General features: G+C 42.1%; 13 protein-coding genes. 5 read left to right on the forward strand and 8 right to left on the reverse strand.

Going from position 1 to position 16421, the window contains the following annotated elements; genetic code table 11:
- Positions 1-104 precede the first annotated feature (104 nt).
- Entirely contained in the window at positions 105-1781 is a 1677-nt protein-coding gene (nadB, locus tag V7K73_RS14370; protein WP_334880998.1) for an L-aspartate oxidase, read from the forward strand.
- 206 nt (positions 1782-1987) lie between these two features.
- Here the strand turns inward: nadB and V7K73_RS14375 are convergent, their stop codons facing one another.
- The 4 genes from V7K73_RS14375 to btpA form a co-directional block, all read right to left on the reverse strand.
- Positions 1988-2224, reverse strand: coding sequence for a hypothetical protein (locus V7K73_RS14375; protein ID WP_334881000.1), 237 nt, complete (start codon positions 2222-2224; stop codon positions 1988-1990).
- 772 nt (positions 2225-2996) lie between these two features.
- Positions 2997-5198, reverse strand: coding sequence for a CHASE2 domain-containing protein (locus V7K73_RS14380; RefSeq protein WP_334881002.1), 2202 nt, complete (start codon positions 5196-5198; stop codon positions 2997-2999).
- Positions 5199-5815: 617 nt separating this feature from the next.
- Positions 5816-6799 (reverse strand): vitamin K epoxide reductase family protein, encoded by a 984-nt coding sequence (locus V7K73_RS14385; protein ID WP_334881004.1) that lies wholly within the window; start codon positions 6797-6799, stop codon positions 5816-5818.
- A gap of 144 nt (positions 6800-6943) precedes the next feature.
- Entirely contained in the window at positions 6944-7792 is an 849-nt protein-coding gene (btpA, locus tag V7K73_RS14390) for a photosystem I biogenesis protein BtpA (RefSeq protein ID WP_334881006.1), read from the reverse strand.
- Between the two features lie 674 nt (positions 7793-8466).
- Between btpA and rimO the strand changes: the two genes are divergently transcribed.
- The 3 genes from rimO (at position 8467) to V7K73_RS14405 (ending at position 12401) form a co-directional block, all read left to right on the forward strand.
- Positions 8467-9786 carry a 30S ribosomal protein S12 methylthiotransferase RimO gene (gene rimO / locus V7K73_RS14395; protein ID WP_322651001.1) on the forward strand — a complete coding sequence of 440 codons (1320 nt, stop codon included), beginning with the start codon at positions 8467-8469 and terminating at the stop codon, positions 9784-9786.
- A gap of 263 nt (positions 9787-10049) precedes the next feature.
- Positions 10050-11585: a DEAD/DEAH box helicase gene (locus V7K73_RS14400; RefSeq protein ID WP_334881010.1), complete on the forward strand. Its 1536-nt coding sequence runs from the start codon at positions 10050-10052 to the stop codon at positions 11583-11585.
- A gap of 237 nt (positions 11586-11822) precedes the next feature.
- Positions 11823-12401 carry a Uma2 family endonuclease gene (locus tag V7K73_RS14405; protein ID WP_334881012.1) on the forward strand — a complete coding sequence of 193 codons (579 nt, stop codon included), beginning with the start codon at positions 11823-11825 and terminating at the stop codon, positions 12399-12401.
- Positions 12402-12411: 10 nt separating this feature from the next.
- Here the strand turns inward: V7K73_RS14405 and V7K73_RS14410 are convergent, their stop codons facing one another.
- The 3 genes from V7K73_RS14410 to V7K73_RS14420 all read right to left on the reverse strand — a co-directional run bounded on the left by V7K73_RS14410 (position 12412) and on the right by V7K73_RS14420 (position 14383).
- The gene (locus V7K73_RS14410) at positions 12412-13359 is read right to left on the reverse strand and encodes an aldo/keto reductase (protein WP_334881014.1); all 948 of its coding nucleotides are present in this window, start codon (positions 13357-13359) and stop codon (positions 12412-12414) included.
- Positions 13360-13698: 339 nt separating this feature from the next.
- Complete coding sequence (locus tag V7K73_RS14415; RefSeq protein ID WP_334881015.1) at positions 13699-13938, reverse strand: hypothetical protein; 240 nt, start codon at positions 13936-13938, stop codon at positions 13699-13701.
- 229 nt (positions 13939-14167) lie between these two features.
- Positions 14168-14383 (reverse strand): hypothetical protein, encoded by a 216-nt coding sequence (locus V7K73_RS14420; RefSeq protein ID WP_334881017.1) that lies wholly within the window; start codon positions 14381-14383, stop codon positions 14168-14170.
- Between the two features lie 463 nt (positions 14384-14846).
- Between V7K73_RS14420 and V7K73_RS14425 the strand changes: the two genes are divergently transcribed.
- On the forward strand, positions 14847-16073 hold the full coding sequence (locus tag V7K73_RS14425) for a sensor histidine kinase (RefSeq protein WP_334881019.1): 1227 nt from the start codon (positions 14847-14849) through the stop codon (positions 16071-16073).
- A gap of 115 nt (positions 16074-16188) precedes the next feature.
- Here the strand turns inward: V7K73_RS14425 and V7K73_RS14430 are convergent, their stop codons facing one another.
- Complete coding sequence (locus V7K73_RS14430; protein ID WP_334881021.1) at positions 16189-16407, reverse strand: hypothetical protein; 219 nt, start codon at positions 16405-16407, stop codon at positions 16189-16191.
- Between the last annotated feature and the right edge of the window lie 14 nt (positions 16408-16421).

The raw sequence follows: 16421 nt of genomic DNA on the forward strand, positions 1-16421 counted from the left end.
CTTCTAACTCCTCACTTCTAACTCCTCACTTCTAACTCCTCACTTCTAACTCCTCACTTCTAACTCCTCACTTCTAACTCCTCACTTCTAACTCCCGTATTACCTTGTCTCAGATAGATATTCCTAGCCAATTTGATGTCTTAGTAGTCGGCGCTGGTGCTGCTGGACTATACACAGCGCTGTGTCTACCAGATTCCTTGCGAGTCGGCTTGATTACCAAAGAAACTGTTGCTTTATCCGCCAGTGATTGGGCGCAAGGCGGTATTGCCGCAGCAGTTGCCCCGGAAGATTCTCCTACGCTACACATTGAAGATACGATCCGGGCAGGTGCAGGTTTGTGCGATCGCACTGCTGTAGAATTTCTCGCCCAACTTGCCCCTAACTGCATTCAATCTCTAGTTAACTTGGGAGTTGCTTTTGACCGTCATGGTCAAGCCTTGGCCTTAACTTTAGAAGCAGCCCATTCTCGCAACCGCGTTCTCCACGCCGCAGATACCACAGGGAGGGAAGTTACCACCACCCTCGCGGCGCAAGTATTACGTCGCCAGAATATTCAAGTCATTCAGCAAGCTTTGGCTTTGAGTTTGTGGATTGAACCCGAAACTGGTCGCTGTCAGGGAATCAGCCTGTTTTATCAAGGTGAAATCAGATGGGTAAAGGCTGGTGCTGTGGTATTAGCAACTGGTGGTGGCGGTCAGGTATTTGCCCAAACTACTAACCCGGCGGTGAGTACGGGTGATGGAGTAGCGATCGCATATCGGGCTGGGGCTATCCTGTGCGATTTGGAATTTGTGCAATTTCACCCCACAGCCCTAACTAAACCTGGGGCGGATCGCTTTCTCATTAGCGAAGCTGTCCGCGGCGAAGGCGCACACCTTGTCGATAACGAAGGGCGGCGTTTTGCCTTTGACTACCACCCTGCTGGTGAACTCGCACCCAGAGATGTAGTCAGTAGAGCAATTTTCAGCCATTTACAACGTACCGCCGTCGATTTAGCAACTGCCCATGTGTGGTTGGATATGCGCCCCATACCTGCCGACAAGATTCGTCACCGCTTTCCCAACATCATCAAAGTTTGTCAGCATTGGGGCATTGATGTCTTCCATGAACCAATTCCAGTCGCCCCTGCTGCCCACTACTGGATGGGTGGGATTGTCGCGGATCTAATGAATCGCACGAATATTCCTGGTTTGTACGCTGTGGGTGAAACCGCTAGTACTGGTGTGCATGGGGCAAATCGCCTTGCCAGTAATTCCCTGCTGGAATGTATTGTCTTTGGGGCCCAGATGGGCCAAATTGAGTTAGAAAATATTGGGCTGCCGTCAGAAACACCAGTACTACCATTACAGAAATTTAGTGCTGATGCTAGTGAGTGGCATATCCAGCAAGCACAGCTAGAAGCACTCAGGGAGAAGTTACCGCGTCTAGTGTGGGAAAGTGCTGGTATTTGTCGAGAGCAATCAAAGTTAGAAAGTGCGATCGCTACTATTGAATCTTGGCAACAAGATTTTGCTATCCTGCCTTTAAGTCAATTCTTGCTTGCTTTACGTCCCGCAGAACCAGCTAGTTTTGACATCCCAGATGTTGAACGGCAATTGAGACTTTGGGCAGAAACCCGCAATTTATTAGATGTCGCTGATTTAATTCTCAAAAGTGCTGCTTTTAGAACCGAAAGCCGAGGTGGACACTACCGCTTAGATTATCCTCAGCCAGACCCGAACTGGCAAGTTCACGCACTTGTACAAACAGATCATTGGTGGAAATCTCCACTATTATCTTGATTAAAGTTTCCCGAACAAGCTTTTAGTAAAAGCTTTTAATCCCTTCTCCTCTAACCGCAACGCTTGGACGGGTGATGCTCTTAGATCGTTATCACTAGTTGGTGAAAGACGAAATTTCAGTCCATTTGAGTCAACAGTAACTTTTAGTCTATAACTTAATCACAATGCCTTTAGGCATGGGGTCAATCTAAAATCCAAAATTGCTATTAGCGGGTGCCGCTACCTTGCTGACTGTCGGGTCCACCATAATTTGGTGGGATATACGTGTCTTTTAATTTTTCAGAATTGAGTTTGGGGGCCATTAAGGCGTTACTGCTAGTCGCCCCAGAAGCATTAGCGCTTGCAGTACTAAACATACCTGTAGAGCCTGCAATTTTTGGTATTAAAATGTAAGCACTTATACAGAATATTATAACTTGTTTGATTCGGAAGTTAGTCTTCATGTCTTTCAGTAAATTTACAATTTTTTCATTTAAAAAAGGTTTTTATTGATTACCGTATATTTACTAGCTTTTGTGAAAAAATAACTTACTTTATTAAATTAATTCAATATTGTTGCTGATGTACAAGTAATTATGATAAACCTTTATAAACTAAGCTTTATCTGCTGTTATAGAATAGTTCATCTACTTACAGTGATATTTTTAATCTGTTATTTTTACATCAGTCCAAAGTTATATCTGTTGATTAATTACTATAAGCGTTTTGTCTACAACCAGTATATATTAATAACATCTTACTATCGCTAAGTATAAACACTATATTGATTGGCGAATATTTGATAAAAACCTTAAGTAATACTTAAGTAAGTGTATATTTAAAATTTAATTTTAGCTAAAACAAAAAGAAGCCTCGATGACTAATACCTTTCTCATGTATAGGAAAATACGGTTCAGATCAGCTTTTTCTCTCTCCTGCAACGCCAGCGTCCCCTGCTCAAGAACAGCCTGCCTCAACGGATAATATTTCTTAACTGAACAGCTTATTGATCTATAGCACTATGATTTGATTTGGTGAAAAAACTCGTCCTCAACTCGAAAAGCGTGATTCCCTACTCCCTACTCCCCACTTCCCACCTACATAGATAATTTCAAAAATCAAATATGATTCCTATATGTTCTTAGGTTTAGTCTTCAGGTAAAAAAGCTAGTACAGCGTGGCGGAAGTTAAGATGGCATTCTCAATCGTTTAAAGCCCTAAAGGACTTTTGACTAATTAAGCAAATTCGTAGCGATTTTTACCCAGGTGCTTCGCACGATACATTGCTGCATCTGCTTGTTTCATTAAAGTTTCACTGTCTTGACTATTGTATGGGTAGACACTAATGCCAATACTGGCAGAGACTCGGATTGCATAGCCGTCCAAGACAACTGGCTTGCTAATACTGGTTAAAATGTTTGCGGCGATTTTAGCAGCTATTTCAACATTAGGAATTGCCCGTAAAATCACAGTAAATTCATCCCCACCCAAACGACAAACTGTATCACTAGTGCGTAAAGATTTGCTAAGTCGTCGCGCGATAGTTATTAGGAAGTGATCGCCCGCCTCGTGTCCCAGAGTATCATTGATTTGCTTAAAGCCATCTAAATCAATAAACAGCAGCCCCAGCAGCAAGTTGTTATGTTGCGCCCAATGTAATGATTCGCAAAGTTGTTCAGCAAAAAATTTGCGATTGGATAGACCTGTGAGCGGGTCGTGATACGCTAAGTGACGCAAGTGGTCTTCTTTGAGTTTTAGTTCCTTGTTAGAGGACAATAGTTCAGCAGCAGTACGCTTTAGCTGTTCTTCCATGAGCTTGCGCTGAGTAATATCTCGGATGACTCCAACTAAAAATAAATTGCCAGCAGAGTCTTTATGGAGCGATCGCTTAGTGGCAATTTGATGAGTCTGACCATCTGCATTGGTAAATTCTTCTTCATGTTCCTGGCATTTTTGAGTCCTGAACACAAGATCATCCTGTTGTCGAAACACATCGGCTTCATGTTTAGGGAAAAAGTCATAGTCTGACTTTCCGATTAACAACTTATTCGGATAACCGATAAATCGACAATACGCCTCATTTAAAACAATCCACTGGTGTTGTTCATTTTTCACAAAAATTGGATCGGGAATCGTGTTGATTACGTGATGCAAAAATTCTTTAGAACGTTTCCACTCTTCCTGGATATGGGCAATATAAGTGGTAATCCAAATAGCTGAACTGCCAAAGCTAAACAATGAGGGAATTAGCGGTATCCACCAACCACTATATAAGAAAGCAAGGTACGTACTCAGAGTCAATACCAAGCAAGAAACTAGGATGCTAAAAAGGCTCTTAGTTGCGTCTTGTATCCGCCATGTCGTCACAGTTCCCAGATAAGACCAGATAAAAATCCACAAGTTTTCCCATAAGTCAGGCCAGACCTTGATTAAGGGTCGTCCTTGCAGTGCAGCTGAGATTAACTCACTAATAAAATAAGCTTGGAGTTGAATACCAGGTACAGGCTTTGCTGTACCCATTAGACTGCTGGAGTAGGGAATGAATACAAAATCCCGGAGGCTGGGTGCAGTGGAGCCAATAAGTATAATCCGATCTTTGATGAACTCTTCTTCGACATTATCTGTCAGTACATCTTTTATCGATACCTGGCGAAAATTACAAAATTCTCCAGATGAGCTTTGACATGTGGGTTTGGGAAAATTAGTTAAAAGTTGGTAGCCTCCAGCATCAGCTCCCACATAAGCACCATCATTAGTCTGAAAACGAGTAAATACTGCCTTACCCAATTGCAAATAGTCAGGGTTATTTTTTGCTTTGGTGGGAGTAATATTTTCTGACTTTAAATACAATAAAGCCAACTTCAGAGCAAAACTTTCGTGTACCTGATTCTTAACGTGCCAATACAACAAACTGCGACGTACTTTCCCATCCAGATCATAGACCACATTGTTAAAGCCCACTTGATCCTGATTTAGCCCTAAGGGAGGTGAAACATTAACGTTTTTGTCATTTGCCAGTAGCTCAATACCAATCAAGTTGGGTATTAACTTATAAGTACTACGAAGTTCTTGATTACCAGGCTCTACTGGGAAATTTCGGTAGATATCTAAACCAATAGCACGGGGTTTGTGGGCGTTCAATTTTTGTAACAACTCGGCAATCTTCGTATCTGGAATCGGCCACAAACGTACTTCCTTTAAATAGGCTTCGTCAATCACTACGATGGTAATCCGCTGTTCTGGCGGTTCATTTGGACGTAAGCGAAAAAATTGATCCAAAGCTGCCAACTCCAAAGATTGTAGTAATCCGATGGAGTGCAAAAGCAGGATGCAGGCTGCAACGCTGGCGGCAGTAATCAATTCTCTGTGTCCTCGACCAAGCGATTGTTTCAGTTTAAAGATTAACTTCACAAAATGCTTGCCTAGCTGCTGATTCATTCCCATTACATTAGAGGGGAGAAATATTCTCTATTCCTATAGCTATTAACTATTGGATTAACATAGCTCAAAGAGTAAGGAGCTAAGTAGAGTTTCTAAGAGTTTTTCAATTCAGTAAGGTTTTTCAAGATATCATGGTAGTTGTGATGTACTATCATATATTTATTGAGGCGAATTATTTGACCAAACAGCAACTGTGACTTTTGTAGCTATCAGCACAAATTAAGTATAAATATTTTTGAAAGCGAGTTCAGCAGATTTTACTCAAAGCTTTGTCTAGTAAAGTTTTGCCCAGAGAACCCTCATATTTTAGAGCAACTAGATATTTTACTGAGAATTGTGATAAGTTCCAACACACACACTTTCCGGTTCGGCATTGAGATGATTACATCTCAAAGTGACACCTAAGTGCTATATAAATAAATTAAATTACACATTATACACCAGCAAATATATTTAGTTTATTTTCTTAAGCTTAAGTTGCTTGCGGATAAAAGCGCAGGAAAATCAGTAATTGGATACTTGATAACACCCAATATTACCAAAAACAAAAAAGCCAACTGGAAACAGACTTTGCTGTATTTATCCAGTTGACTGAGACTTTACCACTATGTCGATTACTGGAAATACTTGAATTTACTAGGTCCCGTGTAACCAGAAACTTTCGCTAGTTTCTCTAAGTTTTGGACTCCGCTATAGCTTTTACCATTGACAATCCAAGTGGGGAAGCCTTCAATTTTTGCGGCTTTACACAGTTCTGTTTGAGCTTTAAGTCCATCGGGAGCGCATTCTACCTTAACATCCTTGTTGATTACTTCCTGGGCTTGTTTACCAAAAAGCAGCTTTTGTTCATGGCAGTGAGGACACCAGTAAGCACTGTATTCCTTCGCGCCTACCTTCGCCAGATGCCGTGCTAAGGCTATTTCTGCCTCACCAGAAGTGGTGGTAACTTCCCAACCAAAGGCGGGGTTAGGGTCTCCTTTGGAATTAAAGATAATTTTTGTGGGTTGTCCTGGAGTTTCAGATATAACATCTGATTTATTCACGCCAGCGTAAACGCCTAAAGTGCCAATCAGCGTCACCATCCCGACAATAATGGCTGTAAAGAAAATTTGTCCTATATCCTCCCAAGTGCGACCGATAATTGTTAGTACCAAAAGACTCACAGAGAACAAAGCTGAACCGATACAGTAAGGACAAATAGCTTTGATTTGAGATGCTAGCACGTACATTAAGTAGCCACTAAAGACAGACATGGCGATCGCACCCGCTAGCAGCAGTAACCACGTCCAATTTTCCAATTGTTTGCGGCTATTTTTTTCCCCTGAGTTGAACGCCAAGGGAGCCAAAGCAAATATCACCATACTGATGTATGCCAAAAAGCCAAACAAAGCTAATGGCTGACCAAAAACTGTAGCCCAAGGGCTAGAAAGTACATCATTACAGCCCTTGACACCAGCCTGTGCTACACAAGCTGCACTGCCTCCTGTTAACTTTTCTATGGCGAGATAACCTGTTATTAAAGCACCACATCCAGCGATCGCGGCAATCAATGGACGTGACCATTTATGAATCCAAGGAGTAGAACGACGGCGAATCATAAATATTAGGGGATGGGGAGTGGTAAAAGCTAGGAGTTAAGAGTGAGGAGTGAGGAGTTAAGAATGAGGAGTTAGGAACAATTAATTTAAAACTCATAACTCATAACTCTTAACTCCTAACTCTCTTTCCCCACTCCCTACTTTCTAAGAATGTAACTTTACTTGTTCTGCGGGCTTGCTTTCACTTTTGGAGTTCCAATTGCGACGCGCGGCTTCAACAAATTGGCTGACGCGAATTGGGTCAATTGGTTGCTCTATCCGTCCGTGGCGTTTTAGGGAACTGGAAACTATCACACCATCTGCTGCTTGCATCAATGTATCAATATTTTCCCAATTCGCCCCACTACCGATGAACACTGGCGTACCAGCTGCTGCACCACAAGCTAGTTCCAAATCTTCTAAGTTAGGTGGACTACCTGTAGCCCAACCAGACAAAATCACTCCGTCTGCTAAACCCCTTTCAATGGTGTCTTTCACGGCGACTGTGAGATTTGGAGAACTCAAAGGACGGGCGTGTTTCACCAACACATCGGCCAGGATTTTAACATCACAGCCTAACTCCCGTCGATAGCGGAGTAATTGATGGGCTTCTCCCTCAATTAATCCCTGATCGGTTGCCATCACTCCTGTAAGAACGTTGACGCGGATGAATTGTGCCTGTACACAGCTAGCGATCGCCATTGCACTTTTAGCGTCGTTTCGCAAAACATTTAAGCCTATAGGCAAAGTTACCAAATTTTGTATCCGTTGCACCACAATGGTCATGGCACTCACAACCACCGGATCAACTTGGTTTTTGGTAAACGGCGCGTCAAAAAAATTCTCCACAATCAGCCCGTTAACCCCTCCACTTGCCAGGGCAGCAGCTTCTTGTTCGGCACGGTCAATTACCGCTTTTAGGCTACCTCCCCAACGAGGTGAGGTCGGCAGTGGTAGCAGGTGAACCACGCCAATAATCGGTGAGCGAGTTTTAAATAATTGATATAAGTCCACGTCTTTAAATCCGCCTCGCGGAGTCCAGAGTCCAGAATTTTTTGACTATCGACTATATGACCCTTGACTCTTGACTTTTCATTAACTAGTCAAATGTGTTTTATGATAGTCGGTTTATCGCCTCCTTCCTCAGATGGAAATTGGCCTCCAACCTCCCATAAGATATGTTAAGATAAAACTTGGCTACAAGAGGAGTTTGCCACTCACTAGACGCAAGGCAGCTTTCCGTGGTTTAGGCGTCTTGTCCGCGCTTAGTCGTAGGACTTGCCAATCGCCAGGGTAGCATTACTGCTTTATTAAGCGTAGTCGCTTTCGTCGATTTCCCGGAGGGTAGCGACTTCTCAGAACAAGCCCCTTGGGCGGCTTCCCGATGGGTAGATTAACAACGCACACGCTGTGGTAATGTAAAATACCAATAGGCGAATTGTTAAAAAAGATTACAAGTGTCAAATGTACCCAAAGACACTTCAATTTACCCTGGGGAACAGATTGATAGGAATATCATAACATGACCTCTATTTTTATTTATTGATAGGGTTATGACACAAACAGTTATTAACAGTGGAGATTTGCCACTGGGCTGTTTTCATGAGGATGCTGATAGCAAAAAAGCTTAATTTTGCGCCAGAATGTTTGATTACAAGAAGAAAAAAAAATGAAGATTTTTTCAAAATATGGGTGACAAGCCAACAATTGCTATTTCTCACCTGGGCTGCGAGAAAAACCGAATTGATACAGAACACATGCTGGGAATGCTCGTAGAAGCAGGCTACGGTGTAGATACAAATGAAGAGTTAGCAGATTACGTTATTGTTAATACTTGTAGTTTTATTGAAGCAGCCCGGCAAGAATCTGTCAGAACTTTAGTAGAACTGGCAGAGGCAAACAAAAAAATCGTAATCACTGGCTGTATGGCGCAACATTTCCAAGAACAACTTTTGGAAGAGTTGCCAGAAGCAGTAGCGGTGGTTGGTACAGGTGATTATCACAAAATTGTAAATGTAATTGAGCGTGTTGAACTTGGCGAACGGGTTAAACAGGTTAGTATCGAACCAACCTACATCGCCGATGAAACTACACCGCGCTATCGGACTACAACCGAGGGCGTAGCTTACCTGCGGGTTGCAGAAGGATGTGATTATCGTTGTGCATTTTGTATCATTCCTCATCTTCGAGGGAACCAGCGATCGCGTACTATTGAATCTATAGTCGCCGAAGCCGAGCAGTTAGTTAGTCAAGGGGTAAAGGAAATTATTCTAATTTCCCAAATCACCACTAATTACGGTTTAGATATTTACGGTAAGCCAAAATTAGCCGAATTGCTTCGCGCTTTGGGGAAAGTAGATATACCGTGGATTAGAATGCACTACGCTTATCCCACGGGACTAACCCCAGATGTGATAGCGGCGATCCAAGAAACACCAAACGTCTTGCCTTATCTGGATTTGCCCTTGCAACATTCTCATCCAGATATTCTCCGCGCCATGAACCGTCCTTGGCAAGGGCGGGTAAATGATGGGATTATAGATCGCATCAAAACGGCGCTACCAACAGCCGTACTGCGGACAACATTTATTGTTGGTTTCCCAGGAGAAACAAGCGAACATTTTGAGCATCTACTAGAGTTCGTTCAGCGACATGAATTCGATCATGTTGGCGTCTTCACCTTTTCCTCTGAGGAAGGAACCCCAGCTTATAAGCTACCAAATCAGTTGCCCCAAGAGGTAATGGACGATCGCCGATACCAACTGATGGAACTCCAGCAACCGATTTCTCAAAAGAAAAATCAACAGGAAGTAGGCAAAATTGTCGATGTCCTGATTGAGCAAGAAAATCCTGAAAGTGGTGAATTAATCGGTCGTTCAGGTAGATTTTCCCCAGAGGTTGATGGTCTAGTGTATGTCAAAGGCCAGGCAAAGTTAGGAACCATCGTGCCAATAGCGATTCACCACGCTGATACATACGACCTCTATGGTCAAGTAGTCAATAACTAAATTGTCATTTGTCCTTTGTCCAAAGTCCATTTGTTAAATGACCCTTACAGATTCATCCTTAAACTAAGGTCAGTGCTGCATTAATAGCAGTTTTCATGAGGGTTTACCTGAAACGCTGGCGGACTTGTTGGCATAGCCTCTCCAAAAATTGAGGCTTCGCTACCGCCCTTAGCTCACTAATGACTAATGACTAATGACTAATGACTAATAACTAATGACTAATGACTAATCCAAAATCCTTAGATAAAATTTAGGACGAATTAATGACTCTTTCATTTCAAGAATTAGGCATTTCTCAAGAACGTGTCGAACAACTAGAAAAAATCGGTTTTACCGAACCAACTAACATTCAAATTCAAGCAATTCCCCAATTGCTAGACGGTCGTGATGTAGTAGGTCAATCTCAAACTGGAACAGGCAAAACGGCAGCATTTTCACTGCCCATTTTAGAGCGGCTGGATGTTAATCAAAGAGCCGTGCAAGCGATAGTTTTAACCCCAACTCGTGAATTAGCAATGCAAGTTCACGATGCGATCGCCCAATTCATCGGTAATGAAGGATTGCGGGTGTTAGCAATCTACGGTGGTCAATCAATTGACCGCCAAATGTTACAACTAAAACGTGGCGTTCACATGGTTGTCGGCACTCCAGGACGGGTAATCGATTTGCTCGATCGCGGCTGTTTGAAGCTGGATCAAGTGAAGTGGTTTGTGTTGGATGAAGCTGATGAAATGTTGAGCATGGGCTTTATTGATGATGTGGTGAAAATCCTCTCTCAAGCACCCGTAGATCGTCAAACAGCTTTATTCTCGGCAACAATGCCACCATCAATTAGGATGTTGGTGAACAAGTTCTTGCGATCGCCTGCAACTGTCACCGTTGAACAGCCAAAAGCTGCTCCCAACAAAATCAATCAAGTAGCTTACTTGATCCCCCGCCACTGGACAAAAGCCAAAGCTTTACAGCCGATTCTGGAAATGGAAGATCCAGAAACAGCTTTAATCTTTGTCCGCACCAGACGCACAGCCGCAGAACTCACCAGTCAGTTACAAGGGGCTGGTCATAGTGTAGATGAATACCACGGCGACTTATCGCAACAAGCGCGGGAACGGTTATTAGTCAGATTCCGTAACCGTCAAGTGCGTTGGGTAGTAGCAACTGATATTGCAGCACGAGGCTTAGATGTCGATCAACTTTCCCATGTGATCAACTACGACTTACCCGATAGCGTAGAAACCTACGTCCATCGCATTGGCCGTACTGGTCGTGCTGGTAAAGAAGGAACAGCAATTTCTTTAGTACAGCCATTTGAGCGCCGCAAGCAGCAAACATTTGAACGTCATAATCGCCAAAATTGGCAATTGCTGACGATTCCCACACGCGCCCAGATTGAAGCACGACACATTTTGAAATTGCAAGAACAAGTGCGAGAAGCTTTGACAGGTGAGCGTTTGGCTTCATTCTTGCCAATTGTCAGCGAACTGATTGCAGAATACGATGCTCAAGCGATCGCCGCAGCTGCTTTGCAAATCGCTTACGATCAAACTCGTCCCGCTTGGTTGAGTTCAGACGTGGAAATTCCCCAAGAAGAATCCTCCGCTCCCAAGCCCAGACTTGGTAAGCGTCGTGAATCTTCATCTTCGAGCGATCGCCCCCGTTCGGCGTGGAAATCAGATAGCAGTAATGGAGAAGAAAGACATTCTTCTCCCAAGCCAAAACTGCGGACAAGTGGCCAGGAGTCTTCTCCATCCCCTAGTAAAAAGATAGGTTCACCTACAGCTAGAGAATCAGCTTCTTAGTCAACAGTTAGAAGTTAATCAATTTTGGATTTTAGATTTTAGATTTTAGATTTTTTCTTCAATCCAAAATCCAAATCTCAAATTGGCAGAGTTAAGAGTTGAGAGTTAAGAGCGGAGCCGGAGACGCTCCGCCTCCGGTCAAAATTTTGACTTTGGCTCTTGACTTTTTGGGTTTTTGGGTAACTTTTTCTACCAGTTTGTAGGAAAATAAATAAAAGATGCATTCTTCGTGGTCTTATGTTCACTATTCCAGACTTAGAGCAACTACAAGCAAAGCATCCAGAATGGCAGATGGAGCTAGTAGACGGAAATATAGTTGTGATGGGGCCATCAGATTATGAGTCAGAGGAAATAGGTGCTGAGTTCGCGCGGCAGATGGGTAATTGGGTACGCCCACAAAGGCTAGGGCGAGTAACTGGTTCTAGCGCTGGCTTTATTTTGCCTACATTAGACACTGAAAACGGCAAAGAAGCTGATCACGAAAAACGAAATCTCCGCGCTCCCAATGTATCTTTTGTTCGTGCTGATCGACTTAAAATAAGCAAGCGCGACTTTGTGGAACTGGTGCCTGACTTGATGGTAGAGATAAAATCTAAGTCAGACCGGATCAAACCACTCGTAGAAAAGATTCAGCTATTTTTACAACTCGGATCTACCGTTGGTATCTTGATTGATCCTGATAAATTGACGCTCACAGTTTATCGACTCAACCAAGAACCAATAGTTTTGCAGGATAATAACAAACTGACACTACCAGACTTATTACCAGGTTGGGAGCTAGTAGTGTCAGAAATTTGGCCTCCTGTATTTGAGTAGTTCAAAACTACTACAGCCAAGGACGACTAACTAGTTCTAACTCTCCAATTTCATCGTCGCTCAATCTCCAACCCAAAGCACCAGCATTTTGCCGCACCTGTTCGGCTGTCTTCACCCCAGCAATGGGAATAACGTTCCCTTGAGCAATTAACCAGTTAAGAGCAACTTGAGCAGGGGTGCGATCGTATTTTTCCCCGAAGTTGCGTAGCAAAGATATAACTGGGGCAATTTTTTGCAGACCTTCTTTGTTAAATCGCGGGTCTATTTTCCTCGCACCAGTGGGGGTTTCAGTACTATCAATACTGTACTTACCTGTAAGTAATCCCTGCGCTAAAGGACTATAAGCCAAAATAGTCACACCCAACTCACGGGCAGTTGCTATAATACCTTTGCTTTCAACTTGACGGGTGAGTAAAGAATAGCGTACTTGGTTCACAGCCAAAGGCACTCCCCGGTTTGCCAATATTTGATGCGCGTCTCGCATTTGCTCTGCTGAGTAATTACTCACACCCACTGTAGCAATTCTGCCCCGTTTCACTTCATCTGCTAGGGCATTCATCAGAGTTTCTTGGCTTAAAAAGAAAGCAAAAGGCCAATGCACTTGGTACAGGGCGATTCGCTCAAGTTGTAGGCGTTTGAGGCTTTCTGTTAAAGCATCAGAGACAGATTGGGCTGTAAATCGCCACGGTACAGGGCCAAATTTTGTAGCGATTTGCACTGGTTGTTGTGTCTGTTGCAGAAATTGTCCCAAAAATTTCTCGCTCTTTCCCATTCCGTAGATTTCGGCAGTATCAAAGAAGGTAATACCAGCTTCTAAGGCTGCTGTAAAGGCTTCTTGTAACTGTTCTGGACCGTAGGCACTGCCATAATTCCAAAATAGTTTATCACCCCAAGCCCAAGTGCCTATGCACAAAGGTGTAACGAGTGGGCCATTTTGCCCCAATGTGATGTTTTCCACGGTTGCAAAATTTAATTTATTTACATTTCTTTACTTTTATAGTGTATCGTTACATAGCGATCGCCACCATTTGGCCCCAACTCTTATTGTGCGACGCCGAATAGCCCATCGTAGACATCGCGGTTTGTATAAAGATTTACAAATTACACCTGAGAATAGATAGATTCTCAGAATTAAGGGAGGTTATTAGCCTCCCTTTTATAGTAGTTGAGTCTATTTAGTAGGTAGGCAAGATAAAACCAAACTATGTAACGAAAAGTAAAATCTTTGTATTTGGCTCGTAGTTGCGCTTTAGCGCTAAAGCGCAACTACGAGCGAGTAATGATTATTTGCGCCCACTTACTTACTTGTATTTAACGAATTAGATGATTTATCTTGCTTGACTTTTTTGATTAATTCCATGTAGATATTAATCTCACTAATTTCTACATCATGCTCAACTCTGGTTACTTTCCATTTCTCCTTTTTTAGGTAAACTTCCTCTCCTACTCTGGGAGTAAATTGGAGATCATAGAACTTTTTTAGAAAATCTTTTTGGTTTTCTTCCCATAATATTACTTTGGCTACTTCTTGGTTCATTGCTTATGCCTTTTTGGTTACTAGATGAAGGTAAGTAGTTTGATGACATACATACGGCAAGTTTATCTTACTAAATTAAGGGAATAGCGTAGTTAAAACCACATTTTCACATTGATATTTTTATCTGGCTTGATTGCGTCATATAAAGTTACACTGCAATACCATAACTTTAGTAAATATTACTATTAGGTTTACTTGAAAATCTTTTTTACTGATATTTTTACTTGGATCAGACGTGTATCAAATAATCTTCATTAACTAAAGCGTCTGTAAAAGGATTTTTTACGATTCCTGCCAACGATAGTAGCCTTGAACCATTTTTAGGACGCAACTTTTCCGCCAGTGCTTCCTGTACAACACTTGATTGGTTTTGCTCTGGGTGATCTTTTAAGTATTGGTCAAGTTGTGGACACAACTTATCAGGAATATATAGTGTGCGTTTCATTTTATCAGCCTTTGGAGGTACAACACTAGTTGTAACTTAATTGTACTTGCTGAAGTGCGATCGCCTCCGGCGGGGCGTAGCCCATCGCTATTTTTTAACTAGTTCCTGCTCAATCTAATATTATTACTTTCTTTGTCAAGTCATAATAACCTGTCTGCTTGGGAACAATAAAAATGATACCTTTGATGCTTTTGCACCAAAAGGCATTTTATCGAGGAAGGCAGGAGTGAAAACTGCCCGACACTTGCGGACTCGCTCTTGGTGGCGCTATCTGTCTCACGCTGTGATAAGACCCCCATTGAACTCTCGTTCAGGGCTGCTAAATCAGTAGGTCTTGCAGCATAGCTAGCTCCGTCAATTTTTGGATCTCCTCTATCTCGCATTACAGCTGCGATCGGGCAACAGAGTTAAAAACATTTTTTTTAACTCAGCAAAAAACAATCACTTTACCCTTTGTTCTTATATGCTGGTCAATTCTTTAAGTAACTTAATTAAAAATTTAAATTTTTGGCTTCTCATTGTAGCGGCATTGATGGTTTTTACAGATAAGACAGTGTTACTGTTTCATTTTGTTTTTGTCTTGCTGTCCATCGGTGCATTTTATTGGAAATTTCGGGCATTTATTCTACATACAGTTTTTTGGGTTTTGCTCGATACTGCTTATGTATTATCGGCTGTCTACTCAGGCAAGACTCAAGCAGATGAGTTAATTGAGATTCCCCTTTTAACGACGATTTTAGTCCTAATTTTTCTAATTGCTCGACAAAAATCAAAAGCGGAAAACAAAGCGATATTGCTAAAATTAGAGCTAGATAAAAAACTCAATGAACTGACCAATGCTAATAAAACATTATCAGAATATAACCAATACATTCAGCAGACTCAGACACAAATTATTCAAGCAGAAAAGATGTCTGGTCTAGGTTTGATGGTGGCTGGCATTGCCCATGAAATTAACAATCCAGTTAGTTTTATTTATGGCAATATCAAATATGCCAAAGACCATATTTCTAATCTCCTGACGCTTTTGCAGTTGTACGAAGAAGAATATCAAACGCCCAGTTACCGCATTCAAGACTATATTGAAGAAATTGACCTCAGTTATACGACTGAAGATTTATCAAAAATTCTAGTCTCGATGAATACTGGAGCCGAACGTATTCATCAAATTGTGTTATCTTTGCGGATTTTTTCTCGGCTAGATGAATCTCAAGTTAAAGTGGTTAATCTTGATGAGGGTTTGGATAGTAGTTTAGTTATTTTAGGGCATCGAATCAAACAGGACATCATGATTACAAAGCAATATGCAAATTTACCTTTAATTGAATGCTATCCAGCTCAGTTGAACCAGGTATTTATGAATATTCTCTGTAATGCCTTTGATGTTCTGGAAACTAACCAAAACCAACAGAATAAGTGCATTGGCATCGAGACAGAACTTGTAGATGTCGATCGGATTCAAATCAAAATTTGGGATAACGGTTCTGGGATTCCTTTAGAAATTCAGAAAAAGGTATTCGATCCGTTCTTTACGACGAAGCCCATTGGGAAAGGCACCGGGTTGGGACTCGCCATCAGTTACCAGATTATTGAAAAACATAGAGGTACTATTAGGGTTTCTTCAGTACCCCATCAAAGAACCGAGTTTGTCATCACCCTGCCAGTTCATTTGAGAAATGGGCGTTACTGAATTCAGGGATGAATATATTAGACATTTGGTAGAAATTAAATATGCGTTATCTAGAATCCTTGTAGATAGGTAGGACTGCTACGTATCTACATTCATTTTCACTTACTATGTCTATTTATGTGCTTGACTGTGCGGCGATCTGGACAGCTTCTATATGAACATTGAGATGTTGAGCAATCTGCTCTACACTCATCCCTGTTTTTAGTAACAGAGGTACAGTAAGTTTCAACATTTCAGCTTCCCGTTCTTCTCGTCCTTCTTCTCGGCCTTCTTCTCGACCTTCGGCTTTCGCTTCCTGATAAACCCTTGTTTGCTCTAAAGTCAGTCCTAGCATAGCTTCAACTTCCT

Source organism: Nostoc sp. (assembly GCF_036916975.1).
Classification (GTDB): Bacteria; Cyanobacteriota; Cyanobacteriia; order Cyanobacteriales; family Nostocaceae; genus Nostoc.

What these genes read in the sequence shown, in the direction of transcription:
- V7K73_RS14375 (WP_334881000.1), bottom strand. Translation starts at nt 2,224, where the DNA reads ATGAAGACTAACTTCCGAATCAAACAAGTTATAATATTCTGTATAAGT.
- V7K73_RS14380 (WP_334881002.1), bottom strand. Translation starts at nt 5,198, where the DNA reads ATGAATCAGCAGCTAGGCAAGCATTTTGTGAAGTTAATCTTTAAACTG.
- V7K73_RS14385 (WP_334881004.1), bottom strand. Translation starts at nt 6,799, where the DNA reads ATGATTCGCCGTCGTTCTACTCCTTGGATTCATAAATGGTCACGTCCA.
- rimO (WP_322651001.1), top strand. Translation starts at nt 8,467, where the DNA reads ATGGGTGACAAGCCAACAATTGCTATTTCTCACCTGGGCTGCGAGAAA.
- V7K73_RS14400 (WP_334881010.1), top strand. Translation starts at nt 10,050, where the DNA reads ATGACTCTTTCATTTCAAGAATTAGGCATTTCTCAAGAACGTGTCGAA.
- V7K73_RS14405 (WP_334881012.1), top strand. Translation starts at nt 11,823, where the DNA reads ATGTTCACTATTCCAGACTTAGAGCAACTACAAGCAAAGCATCCAGAA.
- V7K73_RS14415 (WP_334881015.1), bottom strand. Translation starts at nt 13,938, where the DNA reads ATGAACCAAGAAGTAGCCAAAGTAATATTATGGGAAGAAAACCAAAAA.
- V7K73_RS14420 (WP_334881017.1), bottom strand. Translation starts at nt 14,383, where the DNA reads ATGAAACGCACACTATATATTCCTGATAAGTTGTGTCCACAACTTGAC.
- V7K73_RS14425 (WP_334881019.1), top strand. Translation starts at nt 14,847, where the DNA reads ATGCTGGTCAATTCTTTAAGTAACTTAATTAAAAATTTAAATTTTTGG.
- V7K73_RS14430 (WP_334881021.1), bottom strand. Translation starts at nt 16,407, where the DNA reads ATGCTAGGACTGACTTTAGAGCAAACAAGGGTTTATCAGGAAGCGAAA.